This window comes from Tigheibacillus halophilus (assembly GCF_042683165.1).
In the GTDB taxonomy this organism is placed as follows: Bacteria; Bacillota; Bacilli; order Bacillales; family Amphibacillaceae; genus Tigheibacillus; species Tigheibacillus halophilus.
On the sequence record NZ_JBHUIZ010000006.1, the window covers coordinates 119,567 to 141,375 of the forward strand.

General features: G+C 43.4%; 18 protein-coding genes. 13 read left to right on the plus strand and 5 right to left on the minus strand.

Annotated elements, in window-relative coordinates; genetic code table 11:
* Positions 1-15: 15 nt before the first annotated feature.
* The 4 genes from megL (at position 16) to ACFSMW_RS09020 (ending at position 5,275) form a co-directional block, all read left to right on the plus strand.
* Positions 16-1,251 carry a methionine gamma-lyase gene (gene megL, locus ACFSMW_RS09005; protein ID WP_390354962.1) on the plus strand — a complete coding sequence of 412 codons (1,236 nt, stop codon included), beginning with the start codon at positions 16-18 and terminating at the stop codon, positions 1,249-1,251.
* A 365-nt stretch (positions 1,252-1,616) separates the two neighbouring features.
* On the plus strand, positions 1,617-3,059 hold the full coding sequence (gene cls / locus ACFSMW_RS09010) for a cardiolipin synthase (RefSeq protein WP_390354964.1): 1,443 nt from the start codon (positions 1,617-1,619) through the stop codon (positions 3,057-3,059).
* A 73-nt stretch (positions 3,060-3,132) separates the two neighbouring features.
* A complete protein-coding gene (locus ACFSMW_RS09015) occupies positions 3,133-3,654 on the plus strand; it encodes an acyl-CoA thioesterase (RefSeq protein WP_390354966.1) in 522 nt (173 codons plus the stop codon).
* A 199-nt stretch (positions 3,655-3,853) separates the two neighbouring features.
* Positions 3,854-5,275 (plus strand): alanine/glycine:cation symporter family protein, encoded by a 1,422-nt coding sequence (locus ACFSMW_RS09020; RefSeq protein ID WP_390354968.1) that lies wholly within the window; start codon positions 3,854-3,856, stop codon positions 5,273-5,275.
* A 531-nt stretch (positions 5,276-5,806) separates the two neighbouring features.
* On the opposite strand, the gene ACFSMW_RS09025 is transcribed toward ACFSMW_RS09020, so the two are convergent.
* Positions 5,807-6,400 (minus strand): nuclease-related domain-containing protein, encoded by a 594-nt coding sequence (locus ACFSMW_RS09025; protein WP_390354970.1) that lies wholly within the window; start codon positions 6,398-6,400, stop codon positions 5,807-5,809.
* Between the two features lie 522 nt (positions 6,401-6,922).
* On the opposite strand from ACFSMW_RS09025, the gene hutH reads away from it, so the two are divergent.
* Positions 6,923-8,476 (plus strand): histidine ammonia-lyase, encoded by a 1,554-nt coding sequence (gene hutH, locus ACFSMW_RS09030; protein ID WP_390354972.1) that lies wholly within the window; start codon positions 6,923-6,925, stop codon positions 8,474-8,476.
* 293 nt (positions 8,477-8,769) lie between these two features.
* On the opposite strand, the gene ACFSMW_RS09035 is transcribed toward hutH, so the two are convergent.
* Entirely contained in the window at positions 8,770-9,099 is a 330-nt protein-coding gene (locus ACFSMW_RS09035; RefSeq protein WP_390354974.1) for a winged helix-turn-helix transcriptional regulator, read from the minus strand.
* A gap of 215 nt (positions 9,100-9,314) precedes the next feature.
* Here ACFSMW_RS09035 and ACFSMW_RS09040 point away from each other — a divergent pair, with 215 nt between their 5' ends.
* The 5 genes from ACFSMW_RS09040 (at position 9,315) to xsc (ending at position 15,576) form a co-directional block, all read left to right on the plus strand.
* A complete protein-coding gene (locus ACFSMW_RS09040) occupies positions 9,315-10,037 on the plus strand; it encodes a GntR family transcriptional regulator (RefSeq protein WP_390354975.1) in 723 nt (240 codons plus the stop codon).
* Positions 10,038-10,212: 175 nt separating this feature from the next.
* A complete protein-coding gene (ald, locus tag ACFSMW_RS09045) occupies positions 10,213-11,352 on the plus strand; it encodes an alanine dehydrogenase (protein ID WP_390354977.1) in 1,140 nt (379 codons plus the stop codon).
* 55 nt (positions 11,353-11,407) lie between these two features.
* Positions 11,408-12,766: an aminotransferase gene (locus ACFSMW_RS09050; protein ID WP_390354978.1), complete on the plus strand. Its 1,359-nt coding sequence runs from the start codon at positions 11,408-11,410 to the stop codon at positions 12,764-12,766.
* Between the two features lie 37 nt (positions 12,767-12,803).
* Positions 12,804-13,742 (plus strand): selenium metabolism-associated LysR family transcriptional regulator, encoded by a 939-nt coding sequence (locus tag ACFSMW_RS09055; protein ID WP_390354980.1) that lies wholly within the window; start codon positions 12,804-12,806, stop codon positions 13,740-13,742.
* Positions 13,743-13,800: 58 nt separating this feature from the next.
* Positions 13,801-15,576 carry a sulfoacetaldehyde acetyltransferase gene (gene xsc / locus ACFSMW_RS09060; protein WP_390354982.1) on the plus strand — a complete coding sequence of 592 codons (1,776 nt, stop codon included), beginning with the start codon at positions 13,801-13,803 and terminating at the stop codon, positions 15,574-15,576.
* A 209-nt stretch (positions 15,577-15,785) separates the two neighbouring features.
* On the opposite strand, the gene ACFSMW_RS09065 is transcribed toward xsc, so the two are convergent.
* Both ACFSMW_RS09065 and ACFSMW_RS09070 read right to left on the minus strand, forming a co-directional pair.
* Positions 15,786-16,694: a LysR family transcriptional regulator gene (locus ACFSMW_RS09065; protein WP_390354983.1), complete on the minus strand. Its 909-nt coding sequence runs from the start codon at positions 16,692-16,694 to the stop codon at positions 15,786-15,788.
* A gap of 158 nt (positions 16,695-16,852) precedes the next feature.
* Positions 16,853-18,388, minus strand: coding sequence for an APC family permease (locus tag ACFSMW_RS09070; RefSeq protein WP_390354985.1), 1,536 nt, complete (start codon positions 18,386-18,388; stop codon positions 16,853-16,855).
* Positions 18,389-18,832: 444 nt separating this feature from the next.
* Between ACFSMW_RS09070 and ACFSMW_RS09075 the strand changes: the two genes are divergently transcribed.
* A complete protein-coding gene (locus ACFSMW_RS09075; RefSeq protein WP_390354987.1) occupies positions 18,833-20,071 on the plus strand; it encodes an aminopeptidase in 1,239 nt (412 codons plus the stop codon).
* Between the two features lie 63 nt (positions 20,072-20,134).
* Here ACFSMW_RS09075 and ACFSMW_RS09080 read toward each other — a convergent pair whose 3' ends face one another.
* Entirely contained in the window at positions 20,135-20,380 is a 246-nt protein-coding gene (locus tag ACFSMW_RS09080) for a hypothetical protein (protein ID WP_390354988.1), read from the minus strand.
* A gap of 350 nt (positions 20,381-20,730) precedes the next feature.
* Between ACFSMW_RS09080 and ACFSMW_RS09085 the strand changes: the two genes are divergently transcribed.
* Positions 20,731-21,048, plus strand: coding sequence for a PadR family transcriptional regulator (locus tag ACFSMW_RS09085; RefSeq protein ID WP_390354989.1), 318 nt, complete (start codon positions 20,731-20,733; stop codon positions 21,046-21,048).
* On the plus strand, positions 21,045-21,764 hold the full coding sequence (locus tag ACFSMW_RS09090) for a DUF2812 domain-containing protein (protein WP_390354990.1): 720 nt from the start codon (positions 21,045-21,047) through the stop codon (positions 21,762-21,764). The genes ACFSMW_RS09085 and ACFSMW_RS09090 overlap by 4 nt, the downstream gene beginning before the upstream one ends.
* The last annotated feature ends 45 nt before the right edge of the window (positions 21,765-21,809 follow it).

Below are 21,809 nucleotides of genomic sequence, written 5' to 3' on the forward strand. Positions count from 1 at the left end.
AAAAGGGGGTCCACCATGTCTAAAACATATCGTCATTTTGAAACATCAGCTATTCATGCCGGATACGATGCTAAAACGATGGATGGGAGTCTCACCACGCCAATATTTCAAACATCGACGTTCACATTTGAATCGGCCGAGCAGGGAGAGAGGAGATTTGCAGGGGAAGAGGATGGTTATATTTATTCCCGGCTGGGAAATCCCACAGTAGCGGCATTGGAAGAAAAAATAGCGGCGTTGGAAAACGGTGAGCGTGGATTGGCATTTGCATCGGGGATGGCAGCTGTTTCGGCTATCTTGATTGCACTGACAAAAGCCAATGACCATATTCTCTGTTCCTCAGGGCTTTATGGCTGCACATTCGGTCTTTTAACCATGCTCGAAGATAAATACAATATTAGACATGATTTTTCCGAGATGGAAACAAAGGAGGACATCCGCTCCCTCATAAATGATAAAACAGCATGCATCTATGTAGAAACACCAATCAATCCTACAATGAAGCTGGTAGACTTGCGCTTGGTAGCCGAAGTGGCCAAGGAATACGGCATCCCAGTCGTGGTCGATAATACCTTTAGTTCGCCATACTTGCAGCGCCCGCTTGAATTAGGCTGTGATGTGGTTATTCATAGTGCGACCAAATATATCGGTGGTCATGGCGATGTGATTGCGGGGCTTGCTGTCGGTCAAAAAGATTTTCTTGATCAGGTGGCTATGACTACGCAAAAGGATATCGGCGGCATTATTGGTCCAATGGATGCCTGGCTTCTGCTGCGCGGTTTAAAAACGCTGCCGGTACGTCTGGAGCGCCATTGCGATAATGCAGAAAAAATAGCTGCGCATTTAAAAGCGCATCCTGCTGTCAAGCATGTATACTACCCAGGAGATGCGGACCATCCTGATTACGCACTCATGCAGCAACAAATGAAGCGTGGCGGCGGAGTCATTGCCTTTGAAATGGAAGGCACAAAAAAAGATGCGCAGTCATTACTGAATCAGCTGCAATTTTTGAAAATTGCTGTCAGTCTCGGAGATGCAGAAACATTGATTGAACATCCGGCGACAATGACCCATGCTGCCGTGCCGGAAAAAAATCGCTTGGAAATGGGCATTACGGATCAATTGATCCGCCTTTCAGTTGGGCTGGAGGCCTGGGAAGATATCTGGGAAGACTTGCAGCAAGCATTAGACTGGTGTTCATCAAAAAGTCATAATAAGACAATGACAGAAACGGAAAAGCTGGTTCGTTAATATATTTGCATGTAAATGGATACCATTCTTGCCGTAAGGGGAGGGTGGTATCGTTTTTATTATGTGCAAGTATATGGTGTGTTGCAAAGAAATATCCATATGACGGCATGAAGCGGATCACCTGCATATGATAAATAAGACAGCACACACGAATCTCGTCTGAGGATTGGAAACCAATCACTGAATGATGTATGCCGCATTGAACCAAACATCCCTTGCCATGTCTTCAGCCAGTCCGCAAGCCAGCTGCATATTCGCGGTTCTCAAGACCTGTGCTAAAAGTTGGCGTTCTCGAAATGGCAAATTATTTACCAATTGTGCTATAGTAAAGCTTATACAATTCTTTTATAGGAAGGATATGTTCGATGGAGCTCCTGGCTTATTTGGTCGGTTTCATTTTTATTTTTAACATCGGTCTCGGAATTTCAATCATCTTCCTGGAGAGAAAGGATGCTACATCAACTTGGGCCTGGTTGATGGTATTGTTGTTCATTCCGATTGCAGGCTTCTTTTTGTATTTGATTTTTGGAAGAAGATTGAGTTCCAGCAGGATTTTTACATGGGATACCAAGAGCCGCCTTGGAGTGAAAACTGCTGTTCAGGCTCAGCTCCGGGCGCTGGAAGATGATAAATTCACATTCCGCCAGCCCGAAATTGCTATTTATAAAGATCTTTTTTATCTGCATCTGCGCAATGATGATGCTGTTTTCACACAGGATAACAAGGTGAAGATATACACAGACGGGCGCGAAAAGTTCAATGCTTTAATCAATGATATAAAAAAAGCGAAAGACCATATTCATCTGCAATATTATATCATCCGCCATGACCAGCTGGGACAAGAAATCGCGCAGGTGCTGATTGAAAAAGCCAAAGAAGGTCTAGAAGTGCGTGTGCTGTATGATGATACGGGCTCCAGGCTGCTGCGCCCTAAATATATTCGCAATTTGCGAAAGCACGGTGTCCGAGTGGAAGCTTTTTTTCCACCGAAAATACCTAAGATCAATTTGAAAATCAATTACCGCAATCACCGTAAGCTGGCGATTATTGATGGGAAAATCGGCTATACCGGAGGATTCAATATCGGGGACGAATACTTGGGGATGAGCAAAAAATTCGGTTATTGGCGCGATACGCATTTGCGTATTGAAGGTGATGCCGTCCACAATATGCAGACAAGGTTCATTCTGGACTGGAACCAGGCATCAAGAAACCATATTGGATACGAGGAGCATTATTACGCAGCAGAGTCGAGCGGAGACACTGGCATTCAAATTGTATCCAGCGGACCGGATTCCGACTGGGAACAAATTAAAAACGGTTATATCAAGATGATTTTGTCGGCAAAAAAATATGTCTATATCCAAACCCCTTATTTTATTCCGGATGAGAGCTTGCGGGATGCGGTCAGAATTGCCTCTCTCTCAGGAATCGATGTCAAAATAATGATTCCAAACAAGCCAGATCATCCATTTGTCTATTGGGCGACGCTTTCTTATGTTGGTGACCTGCTGAACGCAGGGGCTGAAATTTATATTTATCAAAAAGGCTTCCTGCATGCCAAAACAATTGTCGTGGACGGAAAAATTGCTTCGGTTGGCACAGCGAATATCGATGTGCGCAGTTTCCGCCTTAATTTTGAAGTGAACGCATTTCTATATGATATCGCGATCGCTCAGGAATTGGAGGCCGCGTTCATGAATGACATTGCCATATCGACACAAATGACCAAGAAACTCTATGATAAAAGATCTCTTGGTGTCCGATTCAAGGAATCGATATCCAGGTTGCTTTCCCCGGTATTATGATACATGTTATCCATAGCCGGGTGAAGGCTATACAAACATTCAAATTTGAAATCACCCATTGGAGGAATTCAGCATGGAAGAAAAAACATGTTCCAAATCTTTGGCAGTCAAAACATCACATGTATTGCCTCCCGATACAAATGCATACAAAACGCTGTTCGGCGGCAAATTAATGGCTCATATCGATGACGTAGCAGCTATTTCTGCAGTACGGCATGCAAGGAAAAATGTTGTGACCGCATCTACAGACTCCGTTGATTTTTTGGAGCCTGTCAAGGAAGGCGATTCCATTTGTATTGAAGCATTCGTCACATGGACACATAAAACGTCGATGGAGGTTTTTGCGAAAGCTGTTACGGAAGACTTGCTCACAGGGGAACGGAGAGTGAGCGCAACGGCATTTTTGACATTTGTGGCTGTAGATGAAAATGGCAGGCCGATCCCTGTTTCTCCTATTGTGCCTGAGACACAGATGGAAAAGAGGCTGTATGAGGGTGCTCCCAAACGTGCCAAGGCTCGAAAGGAAAGACGCAAGGAATCGAAGGAATTTGCCGAGGCATTCGGAACAGACTACCCTTGGATTGAAAAACCTTGAATTGCTGTCCGGTAAAGCCACGATCCTAAGGGGTCATGGCTTTTCTTTTATTTATATGAGAGGTCTGCAATTTTCCAGGCTGTAAAACTTTTTGAAGATTTTTGTTTTAAGGTCGCTTTATTTAGGGAAAACACCATGCAACAGGAAATAGAGCATACATATATTTTGCTTAATATGAAACAGAGAGGAATGAATAACATTGAGCACTTTTCACGATTTGGTGGCATTTTTAGATGAACAGATAGTTTCGCATATTCTGGTAGTTGTGCTAATCGGCTTGGGGCTGATATTTTCGTTTGGGACGAAGTTTGTGCAATTCAGGCTTTTACCAGAAATGTTCCGGGTCATTTTTGACAAGAGAGCGGTTAGCGCTTCAGGAAAAAAAGGAACCTCTTCTTTTCAGGCATTCGCTATTAGTGCTGCCGCAAGAGTAGGAACAGGGAATATGGCCGGTGTGGCGACCGCTATCGGTATGGGGGGGCCTGGAGCACTTTTCTGGATGTGGATGCTTGCACTAGTCGGGGCGGCAACAGGATTTGTGGAAAGTACGCTGGCACAAGTCTATAAAATTCCCGACAAAAACCAATATTATGGCGGACCGGCGTATTATATGGAAAAAGGTCTCAATCAGCGTTGGGTTGGAATTATTTTTGCGGTTGTCATTATTTTTACATATGGCCTGGTTTTCAATTCTGTACAATCCAATACCATTAGTCTGGCATTTTCAGGACAATTCCATATGAGCAAATACCTGATTGCCGGCATATTGTTTATCTTATCAGCGATCGTTATTTTTGGCGGGCTGAAAAGCATCGCCAATGTCACACAAATCATTGTGCCTGTGATGGCAATACTCTATATTATCGTTGCGGCAGTTATATTGATTGTTAATGTCAATCTGATTCCAGATATGTTCCGACTGATTTTTCAAAACGCCTTTGGCATTAAAGAAGTTGCTGGCGGCGGATTTGGTGCGGCGATTTCATTCGGTATCAAAAGAGGATTGTTCTCTAATGAAGCTGGTATGGGTAGTGCACCGAATGCAGCGGCAACAGCAGAGGTATCTCACCCTGTCAAGCAGGGCTTGATTCAGGCGCTGGGTGTATTTTTCGATACGATTCTTGTCTGCAGCGCAACTGGATTCATCATATTGTCCTCCAGCGGTTATGCAGGGAGCAAACTTGATGGCATCCAGCTGACACAGAATGCCTTTGCACAGCATCTGGGTGACTGGGCAGGTATTTTCGTAGCTGTCTCCATTTTCTTATTCGCATACAGTTCTATTTTAGGAAATTACTATTATGGGGAAAATAATATTTCTTATATCAAGAAAAACAAAACCGGATTGTTCATCTATCGGATTGCAGTGCTTTTAATGGTCATCTTCGGTGCGCTCGCAAGCTTCGATCTTGTTTGGGATATGGCTGACGTGACAATGGGTGTCATGGCATTGATCAACTTATACGCTGTCACCAGGTTATTCCCTGTTGCGAGAAAAGTGCTGCAAGACTATATGCGTCAGCGAAAAGAGAAAAAAGATCCCGTGTTTTACAAGGACGTACTGGACGATGATAATGGAATCGTGTACTGGGATCGCGAAACGATGAATAAAGATGCCTGAGCATTGAGGCGGACTTCGGCCACTGATATAGCAGGAATGCCCGAATACAGTTGTTTCATAATCCGGGTGAACCACTGATATAAGGGGAAGAGCCGAGCAAAGTTGTTTCATAGGTCGGATGACCCACCGATATAGCGGGAATGGCCGAGCAAAGTTGTTTCATAGGCCGGATGACCCACCGAAATAGCAGAAAGAGCCGAGCAAGAGTGTTTCGTAAGCTGGATGAACGTAACCACCAGGAAGATGGCTCAAAAAAACCATACCTTGCTTTGGCTCGGGATTTTATTTGTAATAAGCCCATTGATGAACCCCAGAGATGTGAAAATTTTTAGCTAGAATCCTTCTTATTGTTTCTTTGGACAGTGACAACTGACACCAGTCATAAATAGCATTTGTAGTAACTTTTTCATTTGGAAACAGTATCTTGTATTCATTGATACTTCTTAAGACAGCATTTGAAATTAATTCGTTATATCCGCACTTTGTGCAGACACACATTCTTTTTTCCGCAGCTAAGATAGAAGAGTGGCATTACGGACATATAATTCCTTTTTTCAATTGGTCAAAATTGTAGGCAGGTATTTGAGTAAATGGAGAATCTGTTATGTTTAGAGACAATAGTTGAGCTGCTATATTCTTGTGTTTTTCCGTTAGTTTCGATGATATTGCATGGAGGTTTTTCATGTGTTGCTCAATTTGAGTTGGAAAAATAAATGGTTTGTCCATCTGGGCTTGGTACAGCGTGAAGTTGGGATTGATAAAAACCACGAAAGCATTAATTCGAGGTTCAATTCCAATACTAAGGAGTAATTGACGTAGTAAGGATTCTGTTCTTCCTAATTGGTGAAGTGTATTAATAACCTCTATGTTGGGTTTTTTGAAGAGCTTGTCAGATTCGTAATAATAATCGCCTTGATAGTTTTTGACTTCATAGAGATAAAACTTACTGTGTGTGATAAAAAGGGAATCAATCTGGAATGTCGTATGGTTTATTTCCAATAATAAATCGTTTAGTATCAAGCATTCACTTTGAAGTTTTTCAGTGAAAGCCTCGAATTGTTTTTCGCGGGCAAAGCCTCTTTTAAGATTGAGATAATATTGTTTGTCCTTTTTCGATAAATGCATCCTCCTCTTCACTAATTCCAGGATCAATCATTCATTTGATTTCGTACGAGGTTTGTAAGGCACTTCATTGCCTCCTTATCCATATTCTATTTTCTCTGTTAAACTGAAGTATTAGGGTGGTTTTCCGGGGTGGGGCAACTCATATGTATTATAGCATTGATTTTCACTTTGCCAGCATTAAGCCAAAAACAGTAAGCCAAAAATAAGATAAAATACATCCTATGGATATTTTGACTAATAAAAAAATCGAAAACATCAAAGAAATTTTGCGGTCAACGCCTACTGACATAGTCGAATTCCAAATTATAATGTTATCTTTTCAGGTAACACTTGTAAACCCTTGTGAAAACGTTTACAATGATACAAAGGAAAAATTCAAATCAAGGTGTGATTGATATGCGCAGGCATTTTATGCACCATCATACAACCATATATGGCATATATATAAAAGGAGATCTGCCGCGGCGGATCTCCTTTTAGATTGCACTTTAGTTCTGTAAAGTGATAAAAGGAGGAAGGTATATGTTTATGCTCGCAGATAAACCACTCACTTTAATAGAAGCTAAATCTATTATCGAAGGGAACGAGAAAGTCGGGCTTGCCCCATCTGCAGTGGTCAAAATAGCTGCCAATAGAGATATAGTGGAAAAAATGATTGCTGATAAAAAAACAATGTATGGCATCAACACGGGATTTGGTAAATTCAGTGATGTCATCATAGAGCAAGATCATCTCCAGGAATTACAGTTGAATTTGATTCATTCCCATGCATGTGGCGTGGGAGAACCATTTGCAGAATCCATCAGCCGGGCGATGCTGCTGCTCCGGGCTAACGCTTTGGCCCAAGGCTATTCAGGTGTACGGGTCGCATTAGTCCAGCAGCTGATTGATTTTTTGAATTGTAGAATCCATCCGGTTATTCCGCAGCAAGGTTCTCTTGGTGCAAGCGGGGACCTGGCGCCACTGTCTCATCTGGCTTTGGCCTTACTTGGTGAAGGGGAAGTGTTCTACCAGGAAGAACGAATGCCGACAAAAGATGCATTGAAGCGGGCTAAAATCTCCCCCTTGCAATTAGAAGCAAAAGAGGGACTCGCACTGATCAATGGGACCCAGGCAATGACGGCTGTGGGTGTGGTTACTTATTTGCAAGTGGAGCAGTTATTGCTGCAAAGCGAACTGGTTGCGGCAATGACGATGGAAGGTCTGCGGGGGATCATCGATGCATTTGCCCCCGAATTACATGCGGTCCGCAGGCATCCCGAACAATTGGAAGTAGCAAACCGCATACAGATGCTTCTAACAGATAGCAAATTGACAACCAGACAGGGCGAACTGCGTGTTCAAGATGCCTATTCATTAAGATGTATCCCGCAGGTACTCGGTGCAGCATGGCAAGTCGTGAACTATGCCAAAGAAAAATTGGAAATGGAAATCAATGCGGTGACAGATAATCCCCTGATTTTTTCTGATAGCGGTAAAGTGATTTCTGGCGGGAATTTTCATGGGGAGCCGATCGCTTTTGCCATGGACTTTTTAAAGCTGGCAATTGCTGAGATTGCTAATATTTCCGAACGGCGGATAGAGCGTTTGGTCAACCCGCAACTGAATGATTTACCACCTATCTTGAGTCCGAACCCGGGGCTTGAATCAGGTGCAATGATCATGCAATACAGCGCAGCCTCGCTTGTTTCGGAGAATAAAACCTTGGCCCACCCGGCAAGTGTCGATTCCATTCCGTCTTCAGCAAATCAGGAGGATCATGTCAGTATGGGAACGATCGCTGCCAGACATGCATTGCAAATGCTTGGAAATTCACGTCGTGTGATAGCCATTGAATTGATATGTGCGATGCAAGCTGCAGAGTATCGGGGAGTTGATATGATGTCTGCAGCAACAAGGGATTTTTATGATCAAGCTAGAGAAATAGTCCCGAGTATCGTGAAAGACCGAGTTTTTGCAATGGACATCGAAAATCTCGCAGATTGGCTCTTTAAGAAAGATATAAGGGATTTGAACCAATTTGTAAAGCACCGGGAAGATAGGAAATCAATAACGGAAAAAGAAATGTTGACATGATTAATCAATACCATGGGAAAAGTGAAAAAAGGGTTGAGGTTAAAATGCAAGGAACGGAAGCGCTAAGCGATGTAAATCAAAGGACCACGTGAAGAAAGATTTTCGCAATATGATAGTCACCTGCACCATCACGTTACTAAAAGATTCTATCACCCAAGCTGGCCGAAGAAATGGCTGTGGTCTATTAGAGGCAGTTTCCCATTGAAAAAAGCACCGGTCTGTGATGCCTCCCGAAAGTTAGATTTTTGGTCTGACTTTTGGGGTTCAGTACAGTCAACGGTGCCTTTTGTAATTCAATTTACGTGCTCCTCGACTTCCTCCGGCCGGACCCAATCATCTGCCCAATGGCGAATTGCAGCGACGACAGGCTGCAGGGATTTGCCTTTTTCAGTCAAAGAGTATTCAATCCGTACTGGGAATTCTGAATAGACGTCACGTTTGACAATTCCTTCTTTTTCCAGCATTTTCAATCGATCCGACAACAATCGGCCGCTGATTGGCAAATCGGCTTCCATCTCAGAAAAGCGCTTCGTTCCACTCAAGAGCTCAGACAGTACTAAGCCGACCCAGCGCTTGCTTAAGAGTTGCATAGCTTTTTCAAATTTGGGGCATAAATTGCTCATCCTTTATCCCTCCCCTTGTCTACAACGATAATCAATGAATAAGAGATGTTTATCTGCTTACGAAAAGTAACTTCATATATATTATCTTATCATAACATTGTCAAGCTGTAAATGGATTGGAAGTATTTGCTCGTTCACCGCTCATATTAGAATTCTCTTTCAATAGATTGCCTAATTTGCTATCCTTATTTAAAAGACAGAGAGGGGGCGGTCTGTTGCCACTTGACCATAAAAGCTCATTACCATTACATATACAACTGAAAGAAATCATTGAAAAGCAGGTATCAGAAGGTGTATTGACCGATCAGATTCCCAGTGAAAGACAATACATGGAAGAATATGATGTCAGCCGCAGTACAGTTCGGGAGGCGATAAATGTTTTAGTCCGGGAGGGAATTCTGGAGAAAAGACATGGAAAAGGTACTTTCGTTTCATTAAAGCCTATTCATGATTGGCTTGGCAATTTGAGCAGTACCACAGAAACGATAAATAAAATGGGGATGAAAGCGGGCGCCAGACTAGTACAACATTACCGAAGAAAAACGTCTGACTATATTGAAGAACGCACAGGCTTTAAGGAAGCATACTTTATCAAGCGTATTCGTTATGCAGACGATATAGCCATTGGGGTGGAACGGCATTATTACCCTCCGGAAATAGGGGAGAGGCTGATTCAGTACGATCTGAATGATGCGACACTTTACGATTTGATTGAAAACGAATTAGGTATTCAGTTTGCCGTGGCCGACCAGACCATTTCCTGTGGTCCACTGCTGCCGGAAGACCATACTTTATTAGACATCGATGAAAACAGATACGCTTTAATAGCTGAACGAATGATCAGAGATCAAGAAGGTCATATCATCGAATTTGAAGAAGCGTATTATCGCAGTGATATGTATGCATTTACGATCAATTTGTCCCGAAAGTTCGGGTAGTAGAGGACTTATAAAAAAAGTTTATAAGTCTTATCGCTTCTTTTAATATCGAAATTGAAAAAATATATTGAAATAATTATCGCGTTGGAATATATTGAATATAGACTCATTGAAACTGGTACGGACATCGTGACCTATAAAATGAGTAAGTCTTTTCGAGAATGGAGTGATGACTTTGATTATTGGTGTACCTCGTGAAGTGAAAAATAATGAAAATCGGGTAGCTATGACCCCATCCGGGGTGACGGCATTTATCAATGCGGGGCATCGGGTGCTGGTTGAAACCAATGCAGGAAATGAAAGCGGTTTCCTTGACGAGGAGTATCGACAAGCCGGTGCGGAAATTGTAAGCAATGCAAAGGATGCATGGTCGGCAGATATGGTTATGAAGGTCAAAGAACCGCAGTCATCTGAATATGCATTTTTGCGTGAAGGATTGCTATTATTCACCTATTTGCATCTTGCTGCTGAGCCTGAATTGACCAGGCAGCTTGTAGAGAAGAAAGTTACGTCCATTGCTTATGAAACGATTCAGCTGCAGGATGGGTCATTGCCGCTGCTGGCTCCAATGAGTGAGGTAGCCGGCAGGATGTCCGTGCAAATTGGCGCGCAATACCTTGAAAGAAATAATGGTGGAAAAGGAATTCTGCTTAGCGGCGTCCCTGGGGTAGAGCCGGCCAACGTGGTCATTCTTGGTGGCGGAGCAGTCGGGACAAATGCAGCGAAAATGGCACTTGGTCTGCGTGCGAATGTGACCATTATTGATATAAACGTAAAACGTCTGCGGGAACTGGAAGATTTATTCGGCGGTGCAGTCAAAACTGTGATGTCCAACCCGTTGAACATACAAAAAGCTGTCAAAAATGCAGATTTATTGATCGGAGCTGTACTTATCCCCGGAGCAAGAGCACCTCAACTCGTTTCAGAGGACATGGTGAAAGAGATGACACCTGGTTCGGTAATCATTGATGTGGCTGTTGATCAGGGGGGATCAATTGCAACTATTGATCATGTGACGACACATGATGATCCTGTTTATCTGAAACATGGTGTCTTGCATTATGCAGTAGCTAATATGCCTGGAGCTGTGTCTAGGACGGCAACATTATCTTTGACAAATAATACTTGCCAATATGGCGTTTTTATTGCTAACAAAGGCTTGGAGCAGGCAGTGGAAATAAACCCGGCGTTAGCAAAAGGGGTCAATACACTAAAGGGCTATGTCACCCATGAGAAAGTTGCGGAGACCCATCAGCTCCCATACAATTCACTGTCAGAAGCGCTTCGCAAAGATGCCGTCAGCATCGGGGACTAGTAACAAATAACTTCATACAGGGGAGCACCCCCTATCATGAAAGGGAGGAATGAAAATGAAGGTCGGATCGGAAATAAATGAAGTAGCTGCAAAGACGGCTTCCAAGCTTTGGAACGCCATGCATCGTTATAACCCGGATGCACAGACAATGATGGCAGTCTCAGGAAAGGGCTCCTGGTTTGTCGATGAAAATGGCAAGAAGTATCTGGATGGTGTTTCAGGTTTATGGTGTCTAAATCTTGGATATGGCCGTGAGGAAATTGCCGAAGCGGCGGCTGAGCAAATGAAACAGCTGTCTTACTTTCCCTTGACGATGAATCATCCTCCGGCAGTGAAACTAGCAGGGAAAATCAGCGAACTGCTTGGCGGTGAATACCAGACATTTTTCTCGAATAGTGGATCTGAAGCAAATGAAACGGCTTTCAAGATTGTACGCCAGTATCACAATCAAACAGGAAACCCTGGCAAATTCAAGGTTATTTCCCGTTACCGGGCTTACCATGGTTCGACTCTTGGCGCTTTAAGCGCAACGGCACAAGCGAATAGACGTGTGAAATATGACCCCTCTGCTCCGGGCTTCCTGCATGTCTATCCACCTTATAGCTATCGTTCAATTTTTGGCGGGGATCCGGAAGAGTCAGATCTGAAAGCGGCGCAAATGGTGGAGGAAATGATTAATTGGGAAGGCGAGGAAACTGTTGCCGCCTTCATTATGGAGCCGTTCATCTCCGGGGGCGGTGTGATCGTCCCATCACCAAAATACATGCAGCGAATTGCTGAAATATGTAAGAAACACAATGTGCTGCTTATTGTGGATGAAGTTGTTTCAGGATACGGCAGAACAGGAGAGATGTTTGGTTTCATGCATTCTCAAGGAGTGGAACCAGATATCGTTACGATGGCCAAAGGACTTACAAGCGGGTATTTGCCACTTGGTGCGACTGCAGTGAAATCTGATATCTATGAAGTGTTCAAACACGATGGCAAAGATAACCATTTGCGTCATGTTTCAACCTATGGCGGTCACCCTGCAGCATGTGCAGTTGCATTGAAAAATATCGAAATAATTGAGAGAGAAAATATCGTTGCCAGAGTGCGCGAACTTGGCAAACTGAAGCTGGGTCAGCTTCATAACCTGTCAGATCACAAAAATGTCGGTGAAGTAAGGCAGGCAGGGTTCTTGTTAGGTATTGAAATGGTTGCCGACAAAGCCACAAAACAGCCGCTTGATGAAGCGACTGTGAGTGCTATTGTAGGCAAGTGCAAAGAAAAAGGCCTCATCATCGGTAAAAATGGTGATACTGTACCTGGCTTCAATAATGTGCTGATTCTTGCTCCGCCTCTATCCAGTACGGAAGAAGATCTGGATTTTATGGTAGATACGGTGGAGTCAGTCATTCGCAGTATCGAGTAAACCTGCACTTCGGGGTTGGATAGGAAGGTGATTGCCTATGAATCACGAAAGGTTGAAAACATTCATTGCTGTGGCAGAGAAAAAGAGTTTCTCAGAAGCTGCAAAAATTCTGTATATCACACAGCCAACCATTACAGCACAGATTAAAGCTCTGGAAGAAGAATTACAAACGAAGCTGTTTGAAAGAACTACAAAAAAAGTGGAAATGACTGAGTCTGCCAATGTATTGCTGCGTTACGCCAAAAAAATCGTCCATATGAGCGATCTGGCCAAAAAGAAAATTTTGGAGATGGAAAATACAATTCATGGAGATTTGCGGCTAGGCTGCAGTCTGACTATTGGTGAATATATTTTGCCGGAATTCCTGAAGACGTTCAAAGATGCGCATCCGGATGTCCATATGCAAGTGGAAATAGCCAATTCTGCCAACATCATTAATAACGTGAAAGATCAGCTGATTGATGTCGGTTTAATTGAAACACCGATTTCGGATAAACAAATCCTTGTCGAACAAATTTTAAAGGATGAGCTGGTATTGATTGCGGCTCCCGACTATTTTCCGAAACATATGACACACATCACTGCGGAGCAATTGCGTGAGCTGCCATTCATTATGCGTGAACAGGGGTCAGGAACAAGGGAAGTGGTGCATGATTATCTGGATAAAGCGGGTCTCTTGCTGGATGAGCTGAATATTGTGATGGAGATGGGCAGTACAGAAGCGATCAAAGCGACAGTACAATCAGGCTTAGGCGTTTCCTTTGTTTCCAGGAATGCTGTGAAGAAAGAGCAAAAACTAAAACTGCTGAAGATTTATCAAGTGAAGGGCATTCCATTCTTTCGATATTTTTATATCGCATTGCCGAAAAATCGTGTCATTAAATCAATTACCGAACATTTCATCAAGGAATTACACGACATCATCGAACAAAAGGTAGAAAGCAATCTGATTCACCTGCCGGCAGGGAATGCCTGAAATACAGAATGTAAGCGGAAAAATAATGGATGGTATGAAAACAAGGGAGGAATCGTTAATGGTAAAACAACAGGAAGACGTGAAAAAACAATTACAGCAAAAGGTGAAAATGACACCAAGTGAAGCAATCGTTGAGACTCTCGTTGCAGAAGGTGTCAAAGAAGTATATGGCATCGTCGGATCCGCATTCATGGATATGCTGGATTTGTTCCCGACAGCCGGCATTCGTTTCTTGCCAGTCCGCCATGAGCAAAGTGCCGGACACATGGCAGATGCCTATACACGTGTCTCCGGGGTAGCAGGGGTCATTGTTGGTCAGAATGGTCCAGGAATCACTAATATGGTTACATCTGTGGCTGCTGCCAACCAGGCACACACGCCGATGGTTGTAATCTCTCCATCTGCCGGGACACCTACAATTGGCTGGGATGGTTTCCAGGAAGCGAATCAAGTGTCCATCTTTGAAGACATTACAAAAGAAACAGTAAGGGTAACACACAAAAGCCGTGTGGCGGATTGTTTGCGGACAGCATTCCGGATCGCCTACGCTGAACGCGGACCTGTTTTATACGATATTCCACGTGACTTATTCTATGGAGAGTTGGAAGAACAGATTTTACAGCCGCATCAGTATCGTGCAGACAAACGCGGCAGCGGCGATCCGGTATCTATTGAAAAGGCAGTTGATTTACTGAAAAATGCCAAGCATCCTGTTATCATTTCCGGACGTGGCGCAGTCGATTCTGATGGTGTCGAGACCGTTGTCAAGATCGCAGAGCACCTGACAGCCCCCGCTGCGGTATCTTACATGCATAATGACGCTTTCCCAGCAGACCATCCACTTGCCGTGGGACCAATTGGTTACATGGGATCCAAGGCTGCTATGCATACCTTGAAGAAAGCGGACGTGGTGCTTGCGATTGGAACAAGGCTCTCTGTTTTCGGGACCCTGCCTTGCTATGATATCGATTACTTCCCGAAAGATGCGGCTATCATCCAAGTAGACATCAATCCAAGGCATATCGCAAGGACGCATCCTGTGGCAGTCGGCATCATCGGGGATGCGAAGGCGACAAGTGACGATATTCTGGCAAAATTACAGGCCGGCGACCCGTCTCCTGAGAAAAACGTAGCGAGATTGTCTACAGTGAGCAAGCTCAAAGAAGAATGGGAGCAGGAACTCGTCGATTTAGCAATGGTGGACGGAGATCCGATCAACCCGCGCCGTGCATTGCTGGAGCTTACAAAAGCACTGCCAGCCAATGCTATCGTTTCATCGGATATCGGCAATGTATCTTCGACAGCAAATGCTTACTTGAAGTTCACGCAAACAAGGAGACATATTGCAGCTCTGACTTTTGGAAATACTGGTTTTGCCTATCCTGCAGCACTTGGCGCGCAGCTCGCTGAACCGGATGCACCAGTTGTCGCCATTGTCGGCGACGGTGCGTGGGGGATGAGCCTGCACGAAGTGAGCACAGCGGTTGAGCAGAATATTCCTGTTGTCGCTTGTGTATTCAATAATAGGTCTTGGGCAGCTGAGAAAAAGAACCAGGTCGATTATTATGATGACCGTTATATCGGATCTAATATAGAGGGCCCGAACTTTGCTGAGGTGGCTAAATCGATGGGAGCTGCCGGTTACACAATTGAAAAAGCGGAAGACGTAGCACCAATTGTCGAGAAGGCTTTGAAAGACCGGAAACCAACGGTACTCAATATCTATGTGGACGGCACGCAACTGGCTCCTCCATTCCGTAAAGATGCACTGCATATGCCGATCAGATTCCTGGAAAAATATAAGCATTTGGATTATAGCTCCTGGAAGAAATAAATATAGTTTGCATATGGAACAGCCCGGTGCCTCACTAGCGCCGGGCTGGTTTCTCTGTGAAGAAAAAGCTGTATAAAGGCAGAAGTGCTACATAAAAGGATCGCAGTTATCACATGGGCCTTTGGAAGTTAGAACTGAAGACAAAGATTAGTAATTCGCACACAAAATTGACTTCTAAGACACCATATAAGATTAAGGCAGCCTGCGAGCTATATTTTCCCGCGAAATAAGGACCATTTTCGCTTATCCCGCAACAGTTCCAGAAAAACCTGGAGCGCCTTTGTCTGGAAAGGGGAGGCGGTAATGATGTAAAATTGCCTGCTGAATGGCATGCCTGCCGTCTCTATAATCTTTAGCTCCCCATGATGAAGCTCTTTTTGCACTGCCCATTTCGACAACAGACTGATGCCTAGCCCTGCTCCGACAGCTTCCTTAATCGCCTGTGTGCTCCCGAAGCTGATAATGTTAGCTGGCGTGATATGACCTCGCTGCAGAACCATTTCACTGGCTTCCCTTGTGCCGGAACCTGCTTCACGCAAAATCCATGTCTGAGCTGCTAAATCAGCAGCAGTGATTTCTTCATTTCCCACCGCGATTGGGTGGTTTGGTGAAGCAACTAATACCATTGAATCTTCCGCAAAGGCATCTGTCTCCAACTGTTTTTCTTCTTTGAAATGGCCTTCGACGATACCGATGTCAAGCTGTCTTGCCATCATGAGAGCGGCGATTTTCGCGGTATTGTCAATGGTGACAGCAGGGATGATTTCGGGGTACAGTTGGTGCAGTTGTGCAATCACATGTGGCAGGATATATTCGCCAAACGTATAGCTGGCCCCGATGTACAGAGTGCCGCTGGCTTTGTTTGTTAAGTCATCTACAAGACTCTCCATTTTTGCATACAGACCGACGATTTCTTTCGCGTGATGATAAACGATTTCGCCCGCTTTGTTCAGGCGAACATACTTGTTTGTACGCTCCAGCAGCCGTGCACCAAAACGGTCCTCAAATGTCCGGATATACTGACTCACCGCTGGTTGTGTCATGTGCAGTTCTTCCGCAGCTCTGGAAAAGTTCTTTTTTTCTGCGACAGTGACAAAAACTTGCAAATGCTGATCCATATTGCGGCCTCCCCATTAAACGATATTTCATAATATCATGATAACAGTTTACTTATTATAAAGACAGATGGTATTTTATAAGCTTATTAAACTAATGCACAAGAAACCCGACCATCCATGAACGGATAATCGGGTTTACTAATGAATGTATGCTTATGCTAATCTTCACTGACGGCTTTATCAGACAGTGCGGCTGTTATTGCCGCTGCTGGCATATCTTTTCCTTCATCTGTATTGTCTTTGCTATCAGCAAAGTCTCCCAAAATATAATGATCCAGATCTTCTTTTGGTATAGCACGGTAGTTTTTCAGCTTTGCGAGGAAAAAGATAGCACCAAGTACAACCCAGACGGCCAGTGCAATGAGCGAAGGTGTCGCTAAAAATCCAGGCGATCCCGGCACAACAAGCAAAAGAAAGAATCCTGCACTACAAATGACTCCTAGTAAGGACATAAATTTTCGGAACGGAGCTACGACTGATTTTGACTTCCCGACTGCGGCCTGAGGTGAACTATCAGACCATTTGAATAGACGGTATGCGACAAAACAGGAATAGAAATAAGCAATTGTAACACCGATGGACGCCATGTCAACCACCCACATTAGTGCTTGGCGACCGAAAAATGGAGCAACCAATGTCATTCCAAGCGTAAATAAAATGCCGATATGCGGTGTTTTGTATTTTGGGTGCAATCTTGAAAAAGGTTCTGGCAAGATTCTGGCGCGGCCCATAGCGAGAAGCAGGCGGCTTGTAGATAAATAGAACCCGTTCAATCCGGTGAATATGCCCATTAGTAAAGCAAAAGAAAGCAGGAGCACACCGACTGTTCCATAAGTATTTTCGACGATGGTGCCTGTTCCCCAAACATTTTGTTCGGCAACGGCACTTGACCAGGACTGGCCGACACCGGTAGCAATAATAGTTAATCCGTAAGTCAAACCAGCACAAAGCAGTGCAATGACAATAATTTTAAATGACTTTTTGGGTGAAAAATCAAATTCCTCTGCAGCCTGAGGAATATTATCAAAGCCTACAAAGGCCCATGGCGCAATTGCCACAATGGCAATAATGGAAGAAAAAGCGCCTATTCCCGGTTTGAAAACAGGTGTCAGATTTGAAAAAGAACTGGAAGGATGGACTATCATTGCAATTGTTAATATCACAACACCTACGATCAGACAAACGCAAAATACAAACTGCGCAAGCCCTGAAAGCCCGGCTCCGCGCGTGTTCAGAAAAGCAAATACAATCAAGGAAAGACAGGCCACAACAATTTCACCTGCGTATACGTGCCAGCCGGCGATATCATACATGTACCCTTGTTCAATCACTTGCGGCAAAACAAATTTACCAAGCAATGCGATGGCTGAGGCATTCAAAGCGACAATCGATGCATAGCCAAGTGTCAAAAACCAGCCGCAAAAAAAAGCATGATAGCGGCCAAGACCATAGTAAGCATAGGCGAATTCCCCGCCAGATACCGGAAGCTTCTCTACTAGAAAACCGTAGCTCACGCCAATGATGATCATTAGTACTGCCCCGATCATAAAACCGATGATGACCCCCAATGGCCCGGCCATGCCCATCCAGTCCACAGGCAGAACAAAAGCTCCCCAGCCGATTGCGGATCCAAAGGCGATGGCCCATACCCAATGCGGCTTCAGTGTTTTTTGCAACTGTTCTCGTTCCTTCATACATTATCAGTCCCCTTTTTGTAAGCGCTATCAAAACGTGAGAATATTGCTTATAGTCATTTAATCAGTTTTCACCGATATAATCAATAGAATGAGCTATTGAAAAATACAATAAACATTATCGTTGATTCCCATAATGCTGCATGAACTTCACGATTTTTTTTGGTAATGAATTCCAGTAAGTATGAAGCTCCAAGTAGAGCGGTGTTATTTTTCCAACAGACGGACAACTTTCAATCTTTTGTCTAGCGAAAATGTAATAGGAAAGATATAATGACAATGACGAATTTCTATGTTCTTTGAATTTTCAATAGGAAAATTAAATACAATTCATCAATTTCTCGGGTGTGATCTTATTGCCGGGCGGTAATGAGATTGCCTTTGGGACATGTGATATCAATTCAAGGAATAGCTGAAGCTGATTAAAAAATAGGAGGAAAAACGATGACAGATGTCCAAATCAAAGAAAAGTACGCGGAATTAGCTTTGAAAACGGGTGTCAATTTACAGAAGGGGCAGGCATTGATGATCAATGCGCCGATAGAAGGCGCGGATTTTACCAGATTGGTTGCAAAAAAAGCTTGGCAGCTTGGTGCAAAAGATGTACATATCAATTGGGTGGATGACGAACTTACATTGCTGAAATATGAATATGCGCCAGAAGAAGTAATTGCTGATTATCCAGAATGGAAAGTAAAGCTGCATGATACGTTTGCAGAGGACGGCGGGGCAGTACTGAATATCCGTTCCACCAACCCTGATTTATTGAAAGACATTGATCCGACTCGTGTAGCCAAAGCAAATAAGGCAGCCGCACAAGCGCTGGTGAACTTTCGTAAATATACAATGAACGATAAAATCACTTGGTCGATCATTTCGATTCCAACGGCAGATTGGGCTCAGAAAATTTTCCCGGATAAATCAAAGAAAGATGCAATGGAAAGTCTGTGGGAGGCGATCATCAAGATTGTCCGTGTCGACCAGGAAGATCCAATCAAAGCCTGGGACAAGCACAATGCAACACTGGAAAAAGCTCGTGAAGTGCTAAATAAGAAAAATTATCATAAATTGGTTTTCAAGGCCCCCGGAACCAATTTGGAAATGGAATTGCCAAAGGGACATATTTGGAAGGGCGGATCAGCGGTGTCTGAAAAAGGTATCACATTCAATCCGAATATGCCGACTGAAGAAGTATTTTCTATGCCGCATAAATACGGTGTCAATGGTACTGTTTCCAGTACAAAGCCTTTGAATTACGGAGGCAGCCTGATTGACAACTTCAGCCTGACCTTTAAAGACGGTCAAGTGGTCGATTTCAAAGCCGAACAAGGTGAGGAAGTGCTCAAGCACTTGCTGGATTCGGATGAGGGATCGAGAAGGCTTGGCGAGGTGGCGCTCGTGCCGCATGAATCTCCTGTATCACAATCAGGGCTAATTTTTTACAACACATTATTTGACGAAAATGCATCTTGTCACATCGCCCTTGGAAAAGCATATCCAACTAATTTGGAAGGCGGGTCCAAGATGAATGCCGAAGAACTGGATAAGCACGGTGTCAATGACAGCTTGAATCATGTCGATTTCATGATCGGGTCGGAAAAGCTGGATATTGAGGGTATAAAAGCAGATGGTACAACAGAGGCAGTGTTCCGTAATGGTACATGGGCTTTAGATGTGAAATGATATCATGGTTCAGCATACCCCTTTGGTATATTCAAAGGGGTATGTTTGTATGCAGGCTGCACACTATTCCATTACGCTCAGTTCTTTTTCCTTGATAAAGATGACATCCTTCTTCTTTTCATCAAAAAAATATATCCTCATTGTTTGCTCGATATTGTCTGTATCGCTTGTTAGCACCCCAAAATAACCATTGCCCAACGGAATCATATTGGCGTGATAAAGATTTAAATCGTCAATACTTGACTCATGGTCGACAGTGACAGTGTCGCTTCCTCCTGTGAATAACATAAGAATAGCGATGATAACCAAAGTAATGCGAATTCTCCTTCATTCCTGTGCAGTTTCGTTTAACATGCAGTACCCCGCTTCTATTCTCCATGGTAAATAACTGGAAAACTTTTACCTGTATTGTAACGCATTTTTGATCATTTTGTTTGATTATTTCGTATTTGTATTTCTGTTTTGCATGAATGAGCATTTATCAGGATCACAAAGGGGTGGAGAACGACTGAGAGTAACGTACATGATTCTATAAATGTTTTACGGAATATGTATTAAATTTAATAAATGTATAGACATATATATCATAAAATGATATAGTGATGTTAATTCACATATCACTTTATGATATATCTTAAAGTAATATAGGGGGTGACTGATTGAAAACAACTGGACAATTAACGGATTCCATGTTCTATATTATGGCTACCCTAACTAAACCAAGGCATGGTTACGCTATGATGAATCTGATTGAAGAAACAACAAAAGGGGCGATCACGATAGGGCCAGCCTCCATGTATACGATTATTAAAAAGTTATTAAAACAAGAGTGGATTTATTTGTATGATGATTCGGATGCAAGACGTAAAACCTATCTGCTTACCAAGAAGGGCAGAGAGATATTAGCGGAAGATTTGAAGCTGAGGAAACTGCTGATTCAATTAGCTGAATCTGGATTAAAGGAGGTTGAAGAATGAGACAAACAAAGTATATCACATCAGGCGGGTTAGCTTTTTCTGAAAATAAAGACATGGAGAAATTGCGCCGATATTCTTTGAAAGGTTGGCATGTCAGTGATTTTAAGTTTATGGGGTACACGCTTAAAAAAGGAAAAAGCTCGGATTTTATCTACAGTGTAGACTATCGTTGGTTAGAAAAGGAAGATGAAGAAGAATACTTTGACTTTTTTACTTCGGTTGGATGGTCGCATGTTGCATCAGAAGGAAATATTCATTTGTTCCGGGCGCATCCTGGTACAAAGCCGATATATACTGACAGTGATACAACAGTTGCAAAGTATGAAAGTTCAATTGGCCCCATCATGAAATTTGTGGTTCCTTTTGTTTTAATAACTGCGCTCGTATGGGTTGGCGCGATGATAAGCTCAGGTACCTTAAAAGCAACCCTTTTTGTATTAGCTGCTATTTGCAGTGCAATTGCCTTCCCGGCAGTCTGGACCGCAATCGCGACATACAGTAACAAATGGGAGGCAGATGGAAGAAAAAAATTAGCCAATCTAGGGAAAGTAATGCCATTTTTTCTTGTATTCATTGCCGTTATTTTGTTATTTGCCGGCGGTACAGATACTGCAGTTGATATCTTGACATCTGCGATAATCGGGGCGATTGTGCTGCCAACTGCGATTTGGGCTGTACTCTCTTTTTATCAGAAAATAGGCCCGAAAAAGGATTAAAGTATTGAATGCAGCTGGTGTATGCTCTCATATGCATTCATCATG